Annotated in this window: 18 protein-coding genes; 5 read left to right on the forward strand and 13 right to left on the reverse strand. The window is 68.6% G+C overall.

Annotation, left to right across the window (positions count from 1 at the left end; translation table 11 throughout):
- The first annotated feature begins 3 nt into the window (after positions 1-3).
- Positions 4-699, forward strand: coding sequence for an SDR family oxidoreductase (locus tag ACWCO2_RS01855; RefSeq protein ID WP_450125800.1), 696 nt, complete (start codon positions 4-6; stop codon positions 697-699).
- A gap of 61 nt (positions 700-760) precedes the next feature.
- Here the strand turns inward: ACWCO2_RS01855 and pafA are convergent, their stop codons facing one another.
- From pafA to dop, 5 genes are all read right to left on the reverse strand, one after another.
- Positions 761-2,119 carry a Pup--protein ligase gene (gene pafA / locus ACWCO2_RS01860; RefSeq protein ID WP_450125801.1) on the reverse strand — a complete coding sequence of 453 codons (1,359 nt, stop codon included), beginning with the start codon at positions 2,117-2,119 and terminating at the stop codon, positions 761-763.
- Between the two features lie 343 nt (positions 2,120-2,462).
- The gene (prcA, locus tag ACWCO2_RS01865; protein ID WP_450125802.1) at positions 2,463-3,215 is read right to left on the reverse strand and encodes a proteasome subunit alpha; all 753 of its coding nucleotides are present in this window, start codon (positions 3,213-3,215) and stop codon (positions 2,463-2,465) included.
- A 50-nt stretch (positions 3,216-3,265) separates the two neighbouring features.
- On the reverse strand, positions 3,266-4,111 hold the full coding sequence (gene prcB, locus ACWCO2_RS01870; RefSeq protein ID WP_450125803.1) for a proteasome subunit beta: 846 nt from the start codon (positions 4,109-4,111) through the stop codon (positions 3,266-3,268).
- 112 nt (positions 4,112-4,223) lie between these two features.
- The gene (locus ACWCO2_RS01875; protein WP_010310552.1) at positions 4,224-4,415 is read right to left on the reverse strand and encodes a ubiquitin-like protein Pup; all 192 of its coding nucleotides are present in this window, start codon (positions 4,413-4,415) and stop codon (positions 4,224-4,226) included.
- 161 nt (positions 4,416-4,576) lie between these two features.
- Complete coding sequence (gene dop / locus ACWCO2_RS01880; RefSeq protein WP_450125804.1) at positions 4,577-6,076, reverse strand: depupylase/deamidase Dop; 1,500 nt, start codon at positions 6,074-6,076, stop codon at positions 4,577-4,579.
- Between the two features lie 128 nt (positions 6,077-6,204).
- Here dop and ACWCO2_RS01885 point away from each other — a divergent pair, with 128 nt between their 5' ends.
- Positions 6,205-6,714 (forward strand): NUDIX hydrolase, encoded by a 510-nt coding sequence (locus ACWCO2_RS01885; protein ID WP_450125805.1) that lies wholly within the window; start codon positions 6,205-6,207, stop codon positions 6,712-6,714.
- A gap of 147 nt (positions 6,715-6,861) precedes the next feature.
- Here the strand turns inward: ACWCO2_RS01885 and ACWCO2_RS01890 are convergent, their stop codons facing one another.
- Together ACWCO2_RS01890 and arc are read right to left on the reverse strand one after the other, a co-directional pair.
- The gene (locus ACWCO2_RS01890) at positions 6,862-7,812 is read right to left on the reverse strand and encodes an aldo/keto reductase (protein WP_450125806.1); all 951 of its coding nucleotides are present in this window, start codon (positions 7,810-7,812) and stop codon (positions 6,862-6,864) included.
- 79 nt (positions 7,813-7,891) lie between these two features.
- The gene (gene arc / locus ACWCO2_RS01895) at positions 7,892-9,682 is read right to left on the reverse strand and encodes a proteasome ATPase (RefSeq protein WP_450125807.1); all 1,791 of its coding nucleotides are present in this window, start codon (positions 9,680-9,682) and stop codon (positions 7,892-7,894) included.
- A gap of 525 nt (positions 9,683-10,207) precedes the next feature.
- Here arc and ACWCO2_RS01900 point away from each other — a divergent pair.
- A complete protein-coding gene (locus ACWCO2_RS01900; protein ID WP_450125808.1) occupies positions 10,208-10,858 on the forward strand; it encodes an Rv0361 family membrane protein in 651 nt (216 codons plus the stop codon).
- Positions 10,859-10,887: 29 nt separating this feature from the next.
- Positions 10,888-11,625 carry an Rv0361 family membrane protein gene (locus ACWCO2_RS01905; protein ID WP_450125809.1) on the forward strand — a complete coding sequence of 246 codons (738 nt, stop codon included), beginning with the start codon at positions 10,888-10,890 and terminating at the stop codon, positions 11,623-11,625.
- Between the two features lie 609 nt (positions 11,626-12,234).
- On the opposite strand, the gene ACWCO2_RS01910 is transcribed toward ACWCO2_RS01905, so the two are convergent.
- Positions 12,235-13,068: a tRNA (adenine-N1)-methyltransferase gene (locus ACWCO2_RS01910; RefSeq protein WP_450125810.1), complete on the reverse strand. Its 834-nt coding sequence runs from the start codon at positions 13,066-13,068 to the stop codon at positions 12,235-12,237.
- Positions 13,069-13,247: 179 nt separating this feature from the next.
- Positions 13,248-14,387: a site-2 protease family protein gene (locus ACWCO2_RS01915; protein WP_450125811.1), complete on the reverse strand. Its 1,140-nt coding sequence runs from the start codon at positions 14,385-14,387 to the stop codon at positions 13,248-13,250.
- A gap of 88 nt (positions 14,388-14,475) precedes the next feature.
- On the opposite strand from ACWCO2_RS01915, the gene ACWCO2_RS01920 reads away from it, so the two are divergent.
- Positions 14,476-15,366, forward strand: coding sequence for a RecB family exonuclease (locus ACWCO2_RS01920; RefSeq protein WP_450125812.1), 891 nt, complete (start codon positions 14,476-14,478; stop codon positions 15,364-15,366).
- 367 nt (positions 15,367-15,733) lie between these two features.
- Here the strand turns inward: ACWCO2_RS01920 and hisG are convergent, their stop codons facing one another.
- From hisG to ACWCO2_RS01940, 4 genes are all read right to left on the reverse strand, one after another.
- Entirely contained in the window at positions 15,734-16,582 is an 849-nt protein-coding gene (gene hisG, locus ACWCO2_RS01925) for an ATP phosphoribosyltransferase (protein WP_450125813.1), read from the reverse strand.
- A gap of 47 nt (positions 16,583-16,629) precedes the next feature.
- Positions 16,630-16,893 carry a phosphoribosyl-ATP diphosphatase gene (locus ACWCO2_RS01930; RefSeq protein ID WP_450125814.1) on the reverse strand — a complete coding sequence of 88 codons (264 nt, stop codon included), beginning with the start codon at positions 16,891-16,893 and terminating at the stop codon, positions 16,630-16,632.
- A 75-nt stretch (positions 16,894-16,968) separates the two neighbouring features.
- Positions 16,969-17,940: a homoserine dehydrogenase gene (locus tag ACWCO2_RS01935; protein ID WP_450125815.1), complete on the reverse strand. Its 972-nt coding sequence runs from the start codon at positions 17,938-17,940 to the stop codon at positions 16,969-16,971.
- Positions 17,940-18,629, reverse strand: coding sequence for an HAD family hydrolase (locus ACWCO2_RS01940; RefSeq protein ID WP_450125816.1), 690 nt, complete (start codon positions 18,627-18,629; stop codon positions 17,940-17,942). Before ACWCO2_RS01940 ends, ACWCO2_RS01935 begins: the two co-directional genes overlap by 1 nt.
- Positions 18,630-18,734: the final 105 nt, after the last annotated feature.

An 18,734-nucleotide genomic window follows, 5' to 3' on the forward strand; every position in this document is an offset into this window, starting at 1 on the left:
AACATGACCGATCGCGTCTTGATGATCACCGGGGCATCGCGGGGCATCGGTGCCGCGACCGCGCGAGCCGCCGCTGAAGCCGGATTCCGCCTCGTCCTGACCGCCCGCTCCACCGATGCACTGTCCGCGCTGGTCGACGAGCTGGGCGCGGACACCGCGCTGGCCCTCCCCTGCGACGTCACCGACTACGCGAACCTCACCGAGGCCGTCCAGCGCGCCGAAGACCACTTCGGCCGCCTCGACGCGGTCTTCGCCAACGCCGGCGTCAGCCTGCAGACCTCGTTCCTGGGCAACGACGGCGCCGACCCCGAGCAGTGGCGCGACATGGTCCTGACCAACGTCTACGGCGCCGCCATCACCGCCCGCGCCGCCCTACCAGCGCTCACCCGCGCCAAGGGCCACTTGCTCATGACCGGCTCCAACGCGGGCCGCAACCTCCGCCCCGGAGACCTCTACTCCGCAACGAAGTGGGCGGTCACCGGCATGGCCCAGAACATCCGCGCGGAGTGCGTGGGCACCGGAGTCCGCGTCACCCTCATCCAACCGGGCATGGTCGAAACCGAAATGACCGCGGGCACCCCGAACGTCCCCAAACTGCGCGCCGAAGACATCGCCAACGCAGCCCTCTACGCCCTCCAGCAACCCCCCACGGTCGACGTGAACGAGCTGATCATCCGCCCCACCGGCCAAGAACGCTGATCCTCACGGCGAAGGGCACCTCCAAGCGAGTCGGAGGTGCCCGTCACTCAGAACAGGCGGGTCACAAGGAGTTGATGAGGCGTTCCACGCGGTCGTCCACTGCGCGGAACGGGTCTTTGCACAGGACCGTGCGCTGGGCTTGGTCGTTGAGCTTGAGGTGCACCCAGTCGACCGTGAAGTCTCGGCCTGCGGCCTGCGCAGCAGCGATGAAGTCACCGCGCAGCTTCGCCCGGGTGCTCTGCGGCGGGGTGTCCTTGGCCGCTTCGATCTCGCCGTCCTCGGTGGCCCGGTCCACCAGATCTTTGCGCTGCAGCATGTCGAACAGCCCGCGCCCGCGGCGGATGTCGTGGTAGGCCAGGTCCAGCTGGGCGATCCGCGGACTGGACAGCTCCAGGCCGTGCTTGCCGCGGTAGCGCTCCAGCAGCCGGTGCTTGATCGCCCAGTCGATCTCCCGGTCGATCAGCGAGAAGTCCTGCTTCTCGATGGCTTCCAGCGCCCGGCCCCACAGTTCCAGGATCCGCTCGGTCATCGGGTCCGAACCGCGCCGCGCCACGTGGTCGACCGCTCGGCCGTAGTACTCCCGCTGGATGTCCAGCGCGGAGGCCTCCCGGCCGCCGGCCAACCGGACCGTGCGCCGCCCGGTCAGGTCGTGGCTGATCTCGCGGATCGCGCGGATCGGGTTGTCCAGGCTGAAGTCCCGGAACTGCACGCCCTGCTCGATCATCTCCAGCACCAGGTTCGCGGCACCGACCTTGAGCAGCGTGGTCACCTCGGACATGTTGGAGTCGCCGACGATGACGTGCAGCCGGCGGTAGCGCTCGGCGTCGGCGTGCGGCTCGTCGCGGGTGTTGATGATCGGCCGCGAGCGGGTCGTCGCGCTGGAGACGCCCTCCCAAATGTGCTCGGCGCGCTGCGACAGGCAGTACACCGCGCCGCGCGGGGTCTGCAGCACCTTGCCCGCACCGCAGATGAGCTGGCGGGTCACCAGGAACGGCAGCAGCACGTCGGCGATCCGGGAGAACTCCCCGGAACGGCCGACCAGGTAGTTCTCGTGGCAGCCGTAGGAGTTGCCCGCCGAGTCGGTGTTGTTCTTGAACAGGAAGATGTCGCCACCGATGCCCTCGTCGGCCAGCCGCCGCTCGGCGTCGATGAGCAGGTCCTCCAGGATCCGCTCGCCCGCCTTGTCGTGCGTGACGAGCTGGACGAGGTCGTCGCATTCGGCCGTGGCGTACTCCGGGTGGGAGCCCACGTCCAGGTAGAGCCTGGCCCCGTTGCGGAGGAAGACGTTGGACGACCGCCCCCACGACACGACCCGTCGGAACAGGTATCTGGCCACCTCGTCCGGGGACAGTCGACGCTGCCCGTGGAAGGTGCAGGTGACCCCGAACTCGGTTTCGATGCCGAAGATCCGCCGCTGCATGACTCCACACTAGGCGCAAACACGGCTTCGCGGCGGTCCGCCGTTCGGGCACCGGTGACGTGTTTTGGTCGCGAAAACGGTTGCACCGCGTCATCGACAGTTCCGGCCGGACCGCTGAGCAGCGCACACGGCGCGCAGGGACCGTGGCACCGGAGGGACCAGAACTCTCCGACGACCACAGCATGTTGTGACTTCTGGGGAAGTTGCGACCGAACAACGCTTGGCGGGCAGCCGTTCGGGGAAACCTGCGCGAGATGCACGAGTGCGGGGCACCGGCAATCGGTACCCCGCACTCGTGGAGCTCTACAGGAACGGCGGTTTCGCGCGAAACCGCCGAAGGTCCCTACTTTCCGGAGGACTCGCCGTCCTCGGTATCGGAGTCCTCCGACTCGTCCGAAGTCGACTCCTGCTCCGGGAGCAACGACTGCAACGCGGCGCCCTTGATGCGGCGGAAGGTCCGGTTCGGGCGGGCGCGGTCGAGGACCGCGACCTCCAGCTGGCCGACGCCCAGTTCCCGGCTGCTGTCGCCACCGGAGGACAGCGCCTCGATCGCCACCTTCGCCGCGTCGGCCAGTTCCAGCCCGTCGCTGAAGGAGTCCTTGAGCGCGCTGGTGATCGCGTCGGCCTGACCGCCCATCACCACGTACTGCGGTTCGTCCACGATGGACCCGTCGTAGGTCAACCGGTACAACTGGTCGGTTTCAGCGGTGAAACCGACCTCCGCCACGCAGATCTCCACCTCGAACGGCTTGATCTGCTCGGTGAAGATGGCACCCAGGTGCTGGGCGTAGGTGTTGGCCAACGAACGACCGGTGACGTCGCGGCGGTCGTAGGAGTACCCGCGCACATCAGCGATGCGCACCCCCGCCACCCGCAGCGCCTCGAACTCGCTGTAGCGGCCCACGGCCGCGAATCCGATGCGGTCGTAGATCTCGGCGACCTTGTGCAACGTCGGAGACGGGTTCTCGGCGACGAACAGCACGCCACCGGCGTACTTGAGCACCACCACGCTGCGCCCCCGAGCGATGCCCTTGCGGGCCAGTTCGGAACGCTCCCGCATCAACTGCTCAGGGGAGGTGTAGAACGGCATCGTCACGGCTGTGCACTCCTGGTTCGAATCTGCTCGCGAGTCGGATCGGGGCGGGCTCAGCCGCCGGGGTTCTCCAACCGGCCGTTGACGACCTCGGTGGCGACCGCGGAGGTCTGCTCCTCCGACAGCCGAACGGCACCGTCGGCGGCGGTGATGGTGATGACCGACGGGAAGATGCGCCGCGACAGGTCCGGGCCACCGGTGGCCGAGTCGTCGTCGGCGGCGTCGTAGAGCGCTTCGACCGCGGTGCGCACTGCGGTGTCCTGGTCGGCGTCCGGGTCGAAGCGCTTCTTCAGCGCGGACTTCGCGAACAGCGAACCCGAACCGACCGCGTGGAAACCGGCTGCCTCGTCGTAGCGACCGCCGACCACGTCGTAGGACACGATCCGCCCGGCGCGGTCCGGGTCCTCGGCTTCGGTGTCGTAACCGGCGAACAGCGGCACCACCGCGAGCCCCTGCATGGCGGCCTGGAGGTTGCCGCGCAGCATGTTGGCCAGCCGGTTCGCCTTGCCGTCCAAGGAAAGCGAAATGCCTTCGAGCTTCTCGTAGTGCTCCAGCTCGACCGCGTACAGCTTGACGAGCTCCTGCGCCACACCCGCGGTACCGGCGATGCCGACCGCCGAGTACGCGTCGGTGACGAACAGCTTCTCCATGTCCCGCTGGGCGATCAGGTTGCCCATGGTGGCGCGGCGGTCACCGGCCAGCAGCACGCCACCGCGGAAGGTCACCGCGACGATCGTGGTGCCGTGCGGGGCTTCCACCACGCCCTCGGCCAGCTTCCGACCGCCGGGCAGCAGTTCGGGCGTGGTCGTCCGGAGAAAGTCGGTGAACGACGACGACCCCGGGGTGAGGTAGGCGGCGGGCAATGCCTGACCCGGAAACTGGGTCGAGCTCGATTCCATCAGCGACATCGTCTCCCGATCGAAGGGCCTGCGACTGGTACGCACTCTAGTCAAGATCCGGCGCGCAGCGGACAGCGCCGGGCCGCGCGGGGCGACCCGGAGCCGAGTCCGGCTACTGCCCGCCCTTCTGGACGTAAGCGCGGACGAAGTCCTCGGCGTTCTCCTCCAGGACGTCGTCGATCTCATCCAGGATGGCGTCCACGTCCTCGCCGAGCTTTTCGCGGCGTTCCTGGCCGGCGGCCTCCGGACCCTGCTCTTCGTCGCCTTCGCCGCCGCCGTGCCGCTGAACCTTTTCCTGGGACATCTGCCCTCCCGGTGGTCGACCTCTCGGACCTCCCCCGCAGTGGGGACGTCCTGCTGTGAACACTACCCATCCGAACACCCGTTGGCCCACAGCCAGCCGGGGGTCTTTGCGATCTTCGCCCCCGCCTGACGTGCACGTAACGTGGTCGTCAGGCGGTCCGGTCAGCCCCTGGTCAGCGAGTCGACCAGTTCCTCGGCGCTCGCAGCGGCCTCCAGCAGGGCGCCGACGTGGGCCTTGGTGCCGCGCAGCGGTTCCAACGTCGGGATGCGCACGAGCGATTCCCGGCCGAGGTCGAAGATGACCGAGTCCCAGGACGCCGCGGCCACCTCCGCCGGGTAGCGCTCCAGGCAGCGGCCGCGGAAGTAGGCGCGGGTGTCCTCCGGCGGCGTGGTCACCGCGTCGCGGACCTCGTCCTCGCTGACCAGGCGCTTCATCGAGCCGCGCGCGACCAGCCGGTTGTAGAGGCCCTTGTCCAGGCGCACGTCGGAGTACTGCAGGTCGATCATGTGCAGCCGCGGCGAGGCCCAGCCCAGGTTGTCGCGGTTGCGGTAGCTCTCCATCAACCGCAGCTTGGCGGGCCAGTCCAGCCGGTCCGAGCAGCTCATCGGGTCGGTGCTGAGCATGTCCAGCACCTCGCCCCAGGTGGCCAGCACGTCGCGCGCGGCGCGCTCGCCGTCGTGCTCGTCGAGGAAGCGCGCGGCGCGCTCGTGGTAGGCGCGCTGCAGGTCCAATCCGGTGAACCGGCGGCCGTCGGCGAGCTCCACGGTCTGCTTCAGCGTCGGGTCGTGGCTGATCAGGTGCACGGCATGCACCGGGTCGGCCAGCTTCAGGTCGTCGAAGCGCAGACCGTTCTCGATCATGTCCAGCACCAGCGCCGCGGTGCCGAGCTTGAGGTAGGTGGAGGTCTCCGCGAGGTTGGCGTCACCGATGATGACGTGCAGGCGCCGGTACTTGTCGGCGTCTGCGTGCGGTTCGTCGCGGGTGTTGATGATGCCGCGCTTGAGGGTGGTCTCCAGGCCGACCTCGACCTCGATGTAGTCCGAGCGCTGGGAGAGCTGGAACCCGGCCTTCTCCCCCGCTTGCCCGACACCGACGCGACCCGATCCGCAGATCACCTGGCGGGACGCGAAGAACGGCGTCAGACCGCCGATCACCGCGGTGAACGGGGTGGCGCGCGACATCAGGTAGTTCTCGTGGGTGCCGTAGCTGGCGCCCTTGCCGTCGACGTTGTTCTTGTAGAGCTGGATGGGCGCGGTGCCGGGCACGCTGGCCGCCCGGATGGCCGCCTCCTCCATGACCCGCTCACCGGCCTTGTCCCAGATGACCGCGTCGCGCGGGTTGGTCACCTCCGGCGCGGAGTACTCCGGGTGCGCGTGGTCGACGTAGAGCCGCGCACCGTTGGTGAGGATGACGTTGGCCGCCCCGAGGTCGTCGCCGTCCGAACCGTTGGGCTGCTGCGCCGCCGCGCTCAGGTCGAAGCCGCGGGCGTCGCGAAGTGGCGATTCGACCTCGTAGTCCCAGCGCGCGCGCCTGGCCCGCGGGATGTCGGCCGCCGCCGCGTAGGCGAGCACGATGTGCGTGGAGGTCAGCACCGGGTTGGCGCTGGAATCGCCCGGCACGACAATGCCGTACTCCACCTCGGTTCCCATGATCCGCCGCATACCTCGCAGCGTACGGGGTATCACCGACCGTGCGGAGTGCTGCACGCCACAGGATGTCGAATCGTGGGAATCGCCGACACCACCGGTGTGTCGGATGTGCTGCGCCGGGCAGCTGCGACGATCGGGGCATGAAAGCTGGCGAGGAACAGGTAGCCGTGTACGACGCGGCCGGGCGTGTCGTGGGCAGCGCGACCCGGCAGCGGATGCGCGCGGAAGGGCTCTGGCACGCCACATCGGCAGTGTTCGTGCTCTCCCCCGACGGCGAGAACATCTACGTCCACCGCCGCACCGACACCAAGGACGTCTTTCCTGGACTGCACGACTGCACCGCAGGTGGCGTCATCGCAGCCGGCGAGGACCCGGACACCGCTGCGGAGCGAGAACTGGCCGAGGAGCTGGGCGTTCGCGGTGCACCGGTGCAATTCCTGTTCCGCTCCACCTTCGAGCAGGGCTCGGTGCGCTACCACGCTTTCGTCTACGAAGTCCGCTGGGACGGCCCGGTAGTCCATCAACCAGAAGAAGTAGCCGACGGCTGGTGGATGCCCGTCGCAGAACTCCGCGAACGCCTGAACGACGACCAGTTCCCGTTCGTCCCCGACGGCCGCCAGTTCACCCTCGAGTGGCTCGCCCGTCCGTGAACTCCCACCACACCGAGCAAACCCCGGCCAGTCGAGCCCCGGCCACTCCCCCAGCCAGTTGAACCACAGTTTCAATTGAAACTGTGATCACCACCCACGGGGTTTCACAGTTTCAATTGAAACTGCAGAACTCCTGCCCGGGACGGCTCAGCGCCAGGGCAGTTCGGCCCTTTCACCCCAGTAGGTCGCTGCGTCTCGGACGAGGGTTTCCAGGGCGTGGGTGTCGCGGTCGGTGAGTTCCACGCGGCAGGCCGCCAGATTCGTCTCCAGCTGTTCGACGCTGGCCGGGCCGAGCAGCACCACGTCCGCCCACGGCTGGCGCAGGACGTGCGCGATGGCCACCGCATCCGACGACACCCCGTGGCGGTCGGCGACTTCGGCCAGTTCACGGGGCGGATCGACCGCGAGACGGCCGTTGGCCAGGGTTTCCTTGACCAGCACCCGCCAACCGCCGGTGTGCACTTCGGCCAGCGCCCGCCCGGCGGAGGGCTCCATCGAGTTCCAGGTGGACTGCACGGCCGAGAACAGCTGCCGCCCGCCCACCTCGATCTCCCAGGCGCGCTCGATGGTCACGGCCTGCGCCGCGCCGCTGGTGGAAAAGCCCAGGTGCACGCCGGAGTCGCGGATGCGGGCGAGTTCGTGCTGCAGCGCCAGGTCGTCGAACAGCGGACTGTTCGCGGTCAGCGAATGCACCTGGTAGAGGTCGATCCGGTCGCCCAGCAGGGTGCGGGTCTCCGCCCACTGCGTGCGCAGGCGCTCCAGCGAGTGCTCCTTGACCTCGTGCACCTCGGTCTCGATCCGCCACTGCGCGACGTAGGCGTATCCCCACTTGCTGGACACCGCCACGTCGCCGTGACCCCGTTCGCGCAACCACTCGGCGAGGAACTGCTCAGCGCTGCCGTAGGAACGCGCGGTGTCCACCCACCGGATGCCGTTGGCGTAAGCGGCGTCGAGCACCCCGCGGGTGCGTTCCCGCATCGCCTGCGCGGTGCGCTGCTGAGGCAGCACGTCGGAACGGCCGACGTTGATGTAGGCGGGGCGCCCGAGCGCGGCCAGTCCGAGTCCGAGGCGCTCCACCGGTGTCTGCGCGGGGATCATGCCTGGAAACGTAACCGCTCCCGACGCCCGGCACAGCTCGGGGCCGCCACCCGAAGGATGGCGACCCCGAGTCCGGCACTTACAGGTACTGACCTGTGTTGGTTGCCGTGTCAATCGCCCTGCCGGATTCCTGGTTCTTCCCGCTGACCAGGGTGCGGATGTAGACGATCCGCTCGCCCTTCTTGCCGGAGATGCGGGCCCAGTCGTCCGGGTTGGTGGTGTTGGGCAGGTCCTCGTTCTCGGCGAACTCGTCGATGATGGCGTCCTGCAGGTGCTGCACCCGCAGGCCCGGCTGCTTGGTCTCCAGCACGGACTTGATCGCCGCCTTCTTCGCCCGGTCCACGATGTTCTGGATCATCGCGCCCGAGTTGAAGTCCTTGAAGTACAGGACCTCCTTGTCCCCGTTAGCGTAGGTGACCTCCAGGAACCGGTTCTCGTCAGTTTCGGCGTACATCCGCTCGACCGTGGTCTGGATCATCGCCTCCACGCACGCCGACTTGTCCCCGCCGAACTCCTTGAGGTCTTCCTCGTGGATCGGCAGTTGCCCGGTCAGGTACTTGGAGAAGATGTCCCTCGCGGACTCGGCGTCCGGACGCTCGATCTTGATCTTCACGTCCAACCGGCCCGGCCGCAGGATCGCCGGGTCGATCATGTCCTCGCGGTTGGAGGCGCCGATGACGATGACGTTCTCCAAGCCCTCGACACCGTCGATCTCGCTGAGCAGCTGCGGGACGATCGTGGTCTCCACGTCGGAGGACACACCGCTGCCGCGGGTCCGGAAGATCGAGTCCATCTCGTCGAAGAACACGATCACCGGGGTGCCCTCGGAGGCCTTCTCCCGCGCCCGCTGGAAGATCAGCCGGATGTGCCGCTCGGTCTCGCCGACGAACTTGTTGAGCAGCTCGGGGCCCTTGATGTTCAGGAAGTAGGACTTGGCCTGGCCATCGTCGTCCCCGCGCGCAGCGGCGACCTGCTTGGCCAGCGAGTTGGCCACGGCCTTGGCGATCAGCGTCTTGCCGCAGCCCGGCGGGCCGTAGAGCAGCACGCCCTTGGGGGGCCGGAGCTGGTACTCGATGTAGAGGTCGGAGTGCAGGAACGGCAGTTCCACGGCATCGCGGATCTGCTCGATCTGCCCGGACAGGCCACCGATGTCCTGGTAGCCGACGTCGGGCACCTCCTCGAGCACGAGGTCCTCGACCTCAGCCTTGGGCACCACGTCGTAGGCGTACCCGGCTTTGCTGTCGACCAGCACCGAGTCGCCCGCCTTGAGCCCGGAGGCCGCCAGCGGCTCGGTCACCCACACCACGCGTTCCTCGTCGGTGTGACCCAGCACCAGCGCGCGGGGGCTCTCCCCGGCACGGCTGGACAGGAGCTCCCGGAAGGTGCAGACCTCACCGGTTTGCTCGAACGCACCAGCCTCCACCACGGTCAGTGCCTCGTTGAGGCGCACTGACTGGCCCAGTCTCAGTTCCTCCGTCTCGACGTTGGGTGACACCGCCACCCGCATCTTGCGACCAGACGTGAACACGTCGACCGTTCCGTCCTCGAAGCAGTTGAGGAACACCCCGTACCCGCTGGGGGGTTGGGCGAGTCGGTCGACTTCTTCGCGCAGCGCCATCAACTGGCCCCGCGCTTCCTTCAGGGTCTCGGTGAGCTTGCCGTTCCGTTCGGTGAGCTGACTCACTCTCTCGGATGCCTCGGCCAGCCGCTTTTCCAGCAATCGGACCTGTTGGGGCGACTCGTTGAGCCTGCGGCGCAGCAGTGCAACCTCGTCCTCCAGGAGACGGATCTGGCTGCGGAGTTCTGCAGAGCCACCGCTGTACTGCTCGCCGCCCTCCCCTGGCCGGCTGCCGGGACGGTCGTGCTGCATGTCGGCACCCTCCTCCCGTGCTCGTACCACCACGGTACCGGCGATCACCGACGACGGCGGCGTCGTGAATGTCCGCCGGATCGCCCAGCGTGCCACAAAAATCCGCGAATACCCACGGAGTGCGCCAGGTTGGTACCAGTGGGTCGGTGGGGAGCCGATCGGGGCGGACACGGTGCGTTGACGATCATGGTCCGATCGATACGTTGCGCAGCGGGGCGCGCGGCACCCGAGGTCGCCGACCAGCACCGGATTTCCGTTACGCCGCACGGATCGCGGCCGCCGACCGGCATCCGGGTTAACGACTCCGGCAACCGGGTGGCGTTGCGCCGGGGCCGATCGGAACACCGTGAACTTCTCCCATCATTTAGAACAACCGGCATCTCCGGTCACCCGCGCACCGGTGCGGCGCCGTGACGATTCGGCGCCGAAAGTCCACTCCGTTCATCTCACGCCGCGCGCTCTGATCTACTTACTGCCGCCGCTCAGACGGCCAGCAGCACGACGCACACCTCCGGGGAGGAGCTCATGACCTATCCGCCGCAGCAGCCTGGACAGGGCGGGTGGGGCCAGCAGCAACCCGCGGGCAACGGGTTCCCGCCACCGGGACCCTCGGAAGCCCCGCAGCAGCAGCCCGCCTTCTACGGCAACCAGCACACCAGTTGGGGCCAGCAGGGGCCGGATCAGCAGCAGGCGCCCATGCCCCCGCAGTGGGGCAGCGAGTTCGGCCCCGGTTCCTGGCTCCAGGAGCCGAACGGTTTCGCCGCCGTCGAACCACCGCAGAAGAAGAAGTCGAAGCTGCCGCTGATCCTCGGCCTGGTCGGGGTGCTCGTCGTCCTCGCCGGCGCCGGTGTCGGCGCGTACTTCTGGCTGGCCAGCGGACCGGGCGAGGCCAAGCCGGTCGCCCAGGAGCTCGTGACCAAGGTCAACGCGCACGACTTCAAGAGCGTTCGCGGTCTGGTGTGCGAGTCCAACAAGGCCAAGCTCAACAAGGACCTGGACCAGCTCGAGCAGTGGAAGTTCAAGGTCGAGCTCGGCCAGGTCACGGAGCGTGGCGACTCGGCCACCGCGAAGCTCACCGGCACCTTCACCGCCGACGGGAAGGCCCACCCGGTCGACCAGACCATGAGCCTGGTGGTCGAAGACGGCGAGTGGAAGATCTGCCAGCTCGACCAGTGACCGAACAATTCCGACGAGGGGGAGAAACAGTGACGTACCCACCGCAGCAGCCCGGCCAGGGCGGCTGGGGCCAGCAGCCGGGCGGCCAGTACCCGCAGCAGCCGGGCTTCGGTGGCCAGCCGCAGCCCGGCGGTCAGTACCCGCCGAGCGGCCCGCAGCAGGGCTTCGGCCAGCAGCCGGGCGGCCAGTTCCCACCCAGCGGCCCCCAGCAGCAGGCGGGCTTCGGCGGCCAGCCGCCGTACCCGCCGACCTCGCCGTACGGCCAGCCGGGTTTCGGTGGCCCTCCGAAGAAGAAGTCCCCCCTCCCCTGGATCCTCGGCGGCGTGGGCGGCGTCCTGGTGATCGGCCTGATCATCGTCCTGGTCGTCGTCTTCACCGGTGGCCCCGGCGACCCGCGCAACACGGCACAGGCAGGTATCGACGCGATCAACGCGAAGGACTTCGCGACGCTCCAGACGATGGCTTGCCAGAAGGACAAGGAGCAGTTCCAGGAGATCATCGACACCATGGAGGGCAAGGGCGGCCAGCTCGGTGACCTCAAGGAGCTGGGCATGACCGACGCCGACGTCAAGAAGATGATCGACGGCCTGAAGTTCGAGATGACCCTGGGCGAGGTCAAGGAGAACGGCGACGACACCGCGACCGCCAAGGTCAACGGCAAGATGACCTTCAACATGGAGTTCATGGGCCGGCAGGTCAACGAGTCCCAGCCGATCGACGAAGAGTTCAAGATGGTCGTCGAGAACGGCGAGTGGAAGCTCTGCTGACCGTCACCCAACCAACCAAAAGGCCTGCCCGGAATTCCGGGCAGGCCTTTTGGTTGTTCACATGACACGATCAAGGAGATCCACTTAAGTCGCCCTACAACAACATCCTCGACTTCCGCAGGAAATTAAACAAAAAGGGCAGTGAATCCCCTCTCACCCGAAGAGCCGTTGACGTCCACCAGTAGAGCCGAAAGGATATTGGCGACCAAAAGGTCATTTCATCGCAAGAGGGGAAATATGCGAAAACTGGGGAAGCGAATCACCACCGTGGTCGCTACGGCGGCTGCGACTGCAGGTTTCGCCGTCGTCCTGGCCGCACCGGCCCAGGCACGGGCATCGCACTGCCAGGATTTTCTGTCGTCCAAGGGTTACGTGGTCGGCCCAGGCGCCATTAACGCCTGCGCTGAAGGCGAGCACGGCGGCCTTCCTGGGCAATTGTCCTGTCACGATCAGCTCAGGCGCATGGGCGTCGAATCGGGCGACGCTGGCGAAGCATGTCAGCGAGCCGCCAACTGGGATTGATCCCCAAAAGATCAGGAAAAACTTCCGATAGTCTGGGGTTCCCAAAAACGGCCCGCCCGGAATTCCGGACGGGCCGTTTTCGGTTTTTCAGCCCTTGCTGGGGCGGCGTTGGACTCGGGGTGGGGTCACGTCGTCCGCGAGGCGGCGGGTGACGAGGAGGAATGCCGTGTGGGCGACCATTCGGTGTTCCGGGCGGACCGCCATGCCGACCACGTGCCAGGGGCGCAGGAGGGTTTCCCAGGACTGCGGTTCGGTCCAGTTCTGCTGTTCGCGGATCGCTTCGGTGACGCGGGAGAGCTGGGTCGTGGTCGCCACGTACACCACCAGGACACCGCCCGGGACCAGCTTCTCGTGGACCTTGTCCAGGACCTCCCACGGCGCGAGCATGTCCAGCACCACGCGGTCGACCTGCTCGCCGTCGTAGTCCTTGAGGTCGCCCAGGGTCAGCGTCCAGTTGTCCGGCTTCTCGCCGAAGAAGCGCTTCACGTTGCGCTCGGCGTGCTCGAGGTGGTCCTCGCGGACCTCGTAGGAGGTCACGCTGCCCTCGGAGCCCACCGCGCGCAGCAGCGAGCAGCTCAGCGCGCCCGAGCCCGCTCCGGCCTCCAGCACCCGCGCGCCCGGGCGGATGTCGCCCCACATCAGGATCTGGGCGGCGTCCTTGGGGTAGATGACCTGGGCGCCGCGCGGCATGGACAGCACGTAGTCGGCCAGCAGCGGGCGCAGGGCCAGGAACGAGGTGCCGCCGGCCGAGGTCACCACCGAGCCCTCGGGCTTGCCGATCAGGTCGTCGTGCGCCAACGCGCCGCGGTGCGTGTGGTACTCCCCTCCCGGCTCCAGCACGACCGTGTACTTCCGCCCCTTGGGGTCGGTCAACTGCACCCGGTCTCCGGGCCGGAACTCACCGCTGACGGTGCTGCTCAAGTGCTGCCTACCTTCTCGACGCTGGTACAGCGCACCATCGTCGCAGAGGGCCGGACGAACCCGGGGATCGGCTTCCGGCGCCCCATTTCCGCTGGCCAGAGACCGTGAGTGTTTTGGGTTGCCATAGCGGCTCAAAGCGCTCACGGGCCGCTACCTGCGGAGATGCAGTGGCGCGCACCTCAGTTGCGGCGGGCGCGCAGCGCGGCGCGGAGGTCTTCGCGACGCAGGACGCCGCTGGGCCGGCCTTCCTCGTCGATCACCAGGAACTGCCAGGCCAGCACTGTCTGCACTCGCTCCAGGATCGCCTCCGGCGACTCGCTGTCGAGCAGGATCGTGTCCGGGTCGACCGGTTCCGCGGCGCGCTCGGCGGGCTCGTTCGGCGCGTGGGTGGCCAGCCGTTCAGCCGCGGTCTGGTCCAGCAGACCCACCGCGATGCCGTCCGCGCGCACCAGCACCACTCCCCGACCAGCTGCGGCCATCAGCGCATCGCCCACCGGGCTCTCCGCCGGGAGCTGCAGGACCGGGCGCACGAGGTCGTTCAGCATCAGCCCGGACGGCCAGCTCGTGCGCTGCTCCGCGGTGCGTTCGGCGTTGGCTCCCGCCACCACGAACCACGCCATCAGCACGCACACACCCAGCCGCAGCCACTCCTCCTGGGCATCCTGGATCAGCCCCATAAGCGCCCAGATGATCAGCGCCGCCGCCACCACGCCCGCGCCGATCACGCCGGCCTTGGTGCCGATGCTGCGCCTGCCGGTGATCCGCCAGGTCAGCGCGCGCAGCATCCGGCCGCCGTCCAGCGGCAGGCCGGGCAGCAGGTTGAACCCCGCGACCGCGAGGTTCGCCACGCAGGTCTGCACCACCAGCAGCCAGATCGCCCCGCCCGGCACCATCGCGAACCAGCCGATGCCGGTGGCCACCGCCAGCACCAGCGACACCGCTGGTCCAGCGGCCGCGATCAGTCCTTCCTGGGTGGGCTTGGGCGGTGTGCGGGAGATCTCGGTCAGGCCGCCGAGCAGGAACAACCGGACTCTGCGCACCGGCAGGCCGAGCTGCAGGGCCACCAGGCAGTGCCCCAGTTCGTGCAGCAGCACCGAGATCGCGAGGAACACCGTGAACACCGCGGCGAGCACCGCGCTCTCCCAGACGCCAGCGCCCGGCAGGATCCTGCCCACCAGCGGCGTGTAGAGCAGCACGATCAGCGCCGCGCCCAGCCACCAGGACGGGGACAGCAGCACGGGCACCCCGGCGACCCGGCACAGCAGCAGCCCACCGTCGTTGAGCTTGGGCCGGGCAGGCGGGGATGCGGTCGGTGGCATGCGCGCAGGGTAGTACCCCCGCTGTGAGGCGGTTGTCATCCGCACTTGCCTGATCGCGTGTCGGACGGCTCGATTAGGGTTCCTGCCCATGGCGGAACCGGTGGGAACAGCAGCAAGCGGCGCGGTCCAGGAGCGCGGGACCAGACGTCCGGCGCTGTCACCGTCGCGCGCCAGCGACTTCAAGCAGTGCCCGCTGCTGTACCGCTTCCGCGCGGTCGACCGGCTGCCGGAGACCCCGACCCGGGCGCAGGTGCGCGGCACCGTGGTGCACTCGGTTCTGGAGCGGCTGTTCGAGCTGCCGACCGACCAGCGCGATCCGGAGCAGGCGCACGCGCTGCTCGACCCGGCCTGGGCGGAGCTGCAGGAGCAACAGCCCGAACTGGCCGAGCTGTTCGACGGACCGGACGACCCCGAGCTGGTGCGCTGGCTCAAGTCGGCGACCTCGCTGCTGGACGCCTACTTCGAGCTGGAGGACCCGCAGCGGCTGGAGCCGGAGGCCTGCGAGCTGCGGGTGGAGACCGAGCTGGACTCCGGGGTGCTGCTGCGCGGGTTCATCGACCGGGTCGACGTCGCACCGACCGGTGAAATCCGGCTGGTCGACTACAAGACCGGCGCCGCGCCGCGGGAGATCGGCGAGGCCAAGGCGATGTTCCAGATGAAGTTCTACGCCTTGGTGCTGTGGCGCACCCGCGGTGAGATCCCGCGCCAGCTGCTGCTGATGTACCTGGCCAGCAAGCAACGCCTGGCCTACACGCCGGACGAGACCGAGCTGCGTCGCTTCGAGCGGACGCTGGAAGCGATCTGGCAAGCGATCCTGCGCGCGGGCAAGACCGGCGACTTCCGCCCGAACCCGAGCCGTCTGTGCGACTACTGCGACCACAAGCCGCTGTGCCCGGCCTTCGGCGGCACTCCCCCGCCCTACCCCGGCTGGCCGGAACCGAACCCGGGCGACGAATCCGTCCTCGACCGCACCGACTGATGTCGTCGTCCCGCAATTTCCATTGAAATCGCACGTCCGCACGTCCGATTTCAATGGAAATTGCGGAGCGTCGGTCAGTCCTCGTAGGGGTCGTAGTTGGACGCGGTGCCGTAGTCGCCGGCCTGGGTCTGGTCGATGACCGCGAAGCGGGCTCCCACTGCGGCGGAGTCTTGCCCGGTACCACGACGGCCATTCGACGCACCCCCACCGTCTCGTCCAAGATCGTTCGCCCGGGTTCATTATCCGCGTTCGACGTGCGGACTTGATCAGCGCCCGGATCGGAGAGGATTACGATCCGGCGGCACCATCGGGCGATCAGGACAAAACGTGCGGGCGCGGACTCCCGCCCGCGCCCGCACGTCCGGTGTCAGAGGCGGCAGGCTCGGATGTCGGAGGACAGGATCGCCTTGGCACCGACCGAGACCAGCCGGTCCATGATCGCCGGGGCCTCCTTGCGGGGGACCATGGCGCGCACCGCCACCCAGTTCTCGTCGGCCAGCGGCGCCATCGTGGGCGAGCCCAAGCCCGGCGTCATCTTGGTGACCTCGTCGAGCAGGTCGCGCGGGCAGTTGTAGTCCAGCATCACGTACTGCTGGGCGAACACCACGCCCTGCAGCCGCGCGATCAGCTGTTCCTTGACCGGATCGGCGTCCGAACCGCGGCGCTCGATCACCACGGCCTCGGACTTGCAGATCGGGTCACCGAAGGCCACCAGCCCGTGCTGACGCAGGGTGCGACCGGAGCCGACCACATCGGCGATGGCGTCGGCGACGCCGAGCTGGATGGAGATCTCCACCGCTCCGTCGAGCCGGATGACGTCGGCGGTCACGCCGTGCCGGGCCAGGTCGTCGGTGACCAGCTTCGGGTAGGAGGTGGCGATCCGCTTGTCCTGCAGGTCCGTCGCGGCCCACTCGTGCGGACCGGCCGGGGCGGCGTAGCGGAAGGTCGAGCCGCCGAAGCCCAGCGCCAGCCGCTCCTCAACGGCCGCACCGGAGTCCAGCGCCAGGTCGCGACCGGTCAGCCCCAGGTCCAGCTCGCCGGAGCCGACGTAGATGGCGATGTCCTTGGGGCGCAGGAAGAAGAACTCGACGTCGTTGGCGGCGTCGAGCACCGTCAGGTCCCGCTGCTCATGGCGCTGCCGGTACCCGGCTTCCGCGAGCATCTCGGATGCGGGACCGGCCAGCGTGCCCTTGTTGGGCACTGCAACGCGCAGCATGGGAGCAGTCTCCTTCTTTCTTGCGTTCTCAGGTGGAACCTGTGCGTTCACAGGTAGCGGTAGACGTCCTCGGGGGACAGGCCGCGCCCCAGCATGATGACCTGGAGGCGGTACAGCAGCTGCGAGATCTCCTCGGCCAGCTGCTCGTCGGACTCGTGCTCGGCGGCCAGCCACACCTCACCGGCCTCTTCGAGCACCTTCTTGCCCTGCGCGTGCACCCCGGCGTCGAGGGCGGCAACCGTCGACGAGCCCTCGGGGCGAGTGCTGGCGCGTTCCTGCAGTTCGGCGAACAATTCGTCGAAGGTCTTCACGGTTCACGATCCTCGCATCTCAGGTCAGCGGCCCGAACGGCGGACCCGCTGGTTCCACACTCTGGTACTGCGCTTTCACCGCAGGCCCGTGGTGGCTTCCAGCGCTGCGCCGATGGTGTCCTTGATCATCGCTCGCGCGGCGCCCCGCGGACTGGACCGCCCGCCGGAAACGGTGACCGATCCGGCGTCGCCGCAGTCGTAGCGCACCGCCTTCTCCGGACCGACCAGCGCGCCGAGCGGACTGCCGAAAGGTTCGGCTCGCACGGCCACGCGGACCAGACCGGGCTCGTCGCGATGGGCGCTGGCGACCTGCCGGAGCCGATGCCCGGCTTCGACGGCATGCGGTGCATCGATCGGCTCCGCGTCGACCCGCACGCCCGTCACGTCCCAGCCCCACAGCAGGCCGGCGATCAGGCGCATCTTGGTGGCGGCGTCGGCACCGGAGAGATCAGCCGTCGGATCGGCCTCAGCGATGCCGCGGCGCTGCGCCTCGGCAACGGCGGCATCCAGCGTCTTCCCTTCCGCGAGCTGATCGAGGACGAAGGTCGCGGTGCCGTTGAGGCAGCCGTGCACGGCGTCCACGTCGAACCCGCGCAGAACCGATCGCGCCATGTCACCAGCGGGCATCGCGGCCCCGGTGGCCCCGGAGATCCGGACCGAGCGCCCAGCCCCGCGGGCCGCCTCGTCGAGCCGGCTCCAGTGCGTGAGCAGGTGCGACTTGGTGGCGGTGACGACGTGCGTGCCCTGTCCGAGCGCCTGCAGCGCGTCCATGCCCGGTTGATCGCTGCCGTCGGAAGGAACGGCCTGCGCCAGCACCCGAGCTCCGGTGCGGGCGAGGAGTTCCGCGAGCGGCTCCGCCTCGGTCCACTGCTCGCGCGGCGGCACGACACCGTCGACCTCGGTCTGAGTGCTGCGGCCGCGGACGGCGACGACCCGCAGGTCGGCCCCGTGCTGGTCGCGCCACGGCGCGCGGTTCTGGTGGACGAGTTCGGCGTACTCCCGGCCGACCGGGCCGAATCCGGCCAGCACGATCGGGACGTCGATCATCACGCAGCTCGTGCGAACAACTCGCCGAGCGCGCCGAAGTCGACGTCCACCAAGGACTCGTGCAGCACCCGGTGCGGGCCGGGCTGCAGCGGCACCTCGCACGGGATGGCGATCACCAGGCAGCCAGCGGCTTCCGCGCTGGCCACACCGGTCGGCGAGTCCTCGATGGCGACACAGTCCGCCGCGTCCACGCCCAGCAGGCGAGCGGCCTTCAGGTACGGCTCGGGCTCGGGCTTGTTGTGCCCGTCGACCTCGTCGCCGCAGACGGTGAGGTCGAAGGTGTCGCGGCCCAGGGTCTCCAGCGCCATCTCGGTCAGCGAGCGGATCGTGGAGGTCACCAGCGCGACCGGCACGCCGAGCGCGCGGGCCTCGAGCAGGGCTTCCTGCGCGCCCGGCCGCCACGGCAGGCCCTGCTTGAACAGCTCCGCCATCCGGTCGACCACCCAGCTGGCGGCCGCGGCGATCTCGTCCTCGGTGGCCGGGACGCCGACGTCGGTGAGCAGCATCTTCATGCTGCGGGTCATGTTCGAGCCGACCATGGCTTCCCGGGTGACGTCGGTGAGCTCACCCCCGCGATGCGCGGCGTAGTCGTCCAGCGCGATCGTCCACAGCTTCTCGGAGTCGACGAGCGTCCCGTCCATGTCGAACAGGACGGCGGCGGGCGAGTTCGGACCGGCGTCGCGGGTCACGCGGAGATCTCCTCCTGGGATGGTTCGGACCAAGGTCAGCATCCAGTACAGCACCGCGGACCCCACCCACCCCAGCGAACGTGTCCAATCCCTCGTCCACACGGC

The sequence above is a fragment of the Saccharopolyspora sp. NPDC002376 genome, from assembly GCF_053593195.1.

Bases quoted from the DNA above. Each gene is read 5' to 3' on its own strand.
- prcB (WP_450125803.1), bottom strand. From the start codon at position 4,111: ATGGAATCGAGCTCGACCCAGTTTCCGGGTCAGGCATTGCCCGCCGCC.
- ACWCO2_RS01855 (WP_450125800.1), top strand. From the start codon at position 4: ATGACCGATCGCGTCTTGATGATCACCGGGGCATCGCGGGGCATCGGT.
- ACWCO2_RS01915 (WP_450125811.1), bottom strand. From the start codon at position 14,387: ATGCCACCGACCGCATCCCCGCCTGCCCGGCCCAAGCTCAACGACGGT.
- pafA (WP_450125801.1), bottom strand. From the start codon at position 2,119: ATGCAGCGGCGGATCTTCGGCATCGAAACCGAGTTCGGGGTCACCTGC.
- dop (WP_450125804.1), bottom strand. From the start codon at position 6,076: ATGCGGCGGATCATGGGAACCGAGGTGGAGTACGGCATTGTCGTGCCG.
- ACWCO2_RS01920 (WP_450125812.1), top strand. From the start codon at position 14,476: ATGGCGGAACCGGTGGGAACAGCAGCAAGCGGCGCGGTCCAGGAGCGC.
- ACWCO2_RS01935 (WP_450125815.1), bottom strand. From the start codon at position 17,940: ATGATCGACGTCCCGATCGTGCTGGCCGGATTCGGCCCGGTCGGCCGG.
- ACWCO2_RS01890 (WP_450125806.1), bottom strand. From the start codon at position 7,812: ATGATCCCCGCGCAGACACCGGTGGAGCGCCTCGGACTCGGACTGGCC.
- arc (WP_450125807.1), bottom strand. From the start codon at position 9,682: ATGCAGCACGACCGTCCCGGCAGCCGGCCAGGGGAGGGCGGCGAGCAG.
- ACWCO2_RS01875 (WP_010310552.1), bottom strand. From the start codon at position 4,415: ATGTCCCAGGAAAAGGTTCAGCGGCACGGCGGCGGCGAAGGCGACGAA.
- hisG (WP_450125813.1), bottom strand. From the start codon at position 16,582: ATGCTGCGCGTTGCAGTGCCCAACAAGGGCACGCTGGCCGGTCCCGCA.
- ACWCO2_RS01900 (WP_450125808.1), top strand. From the start codon at position 10,208: ATGACCTATCCGCCGCAGCAGCCTGGACAGGGCGGGTGGGGCCAGCAG.
- ACWCO2_RS01885 (WP_450125805.1), top strand. From the start codon at position 6,205: ATGAAAGCTGGCGAGGAACAGGTAGCCGTGTACGACGCGGCCGGGCGT.